Here is a 527-nt window from a genome sequence, read left to right as displayed (position 1 = left end):
TTGCCAGCCCCTTAGCCGGGCGTTATGGCGCAATATGAAACAACCAGTGAGGTGATTGTGAGCCAGAAAGTAAAAGTTGCATTGCTGTGGCTCAAAGAGCTTCTCGAGTCGAAGCAAATTTCATATCAAATAGTGGGTGGTTTAGCGGCCAAAATCCATGGCGGCTCACGAGAAGTCGCAGATATTGACCTCTATATTCACAAAAGTGATGCGCATAAAATCTTGGCGGATGTTAGCCAATACATTTCAAAGCCTCTAACTCATTACATCGAAGGCTCTTGGGATTTAGAGTATTTTCAGTTGATTTATGGCTCACAGAAAATAGAAATAGGCCTAGCGCCAGGAACTAAAATACGAGCATCGGAAAGTGATGAGTGGTATGAGCTGCATACCAATTTTGAGCGTTCAGTTTCATGTGAATACTTGGGTGTTGTAGTGCCGACAATACCCGTTGATGATTTGGTTGCTTACAAACGTGTACTTGGCCGAGAAGTTGATTGGATTGATATTCAAGAGTTAACGGGTGA

Annotated in this window: 1 protein-coding gene; it reads left to right on the top strand. The window is 43.3% G+C overall.

Going from position 1 to position 527, the window contains the following annotated elements; all coding sequences use genetic code 11:
• Positions 1 to 24: 24 nt before the first annotated feature.
• Positions 25 to 527: MazG-related protein (locus GOU96_RS18195; protein WP_267783553.1), on the top strand; the 503-nt coding region annotated here is incomplete at its 3' end.

Source organism: Vibrio sp. R-1 (genome assembly GCF_035615595.1).
Classification (GTDB): domain Bacteria; phylum Pseudomonadota; class Gammaproteobacteria; order Enterobacterales; family Vibrionaceae; genus Vibrio; species Vibrio cholerae.
The sequence above is the reverse complement of the archived record's forward strand: the minus strand, read 5'-3'. Positions and strand labels throughout refer to the sequence as shown.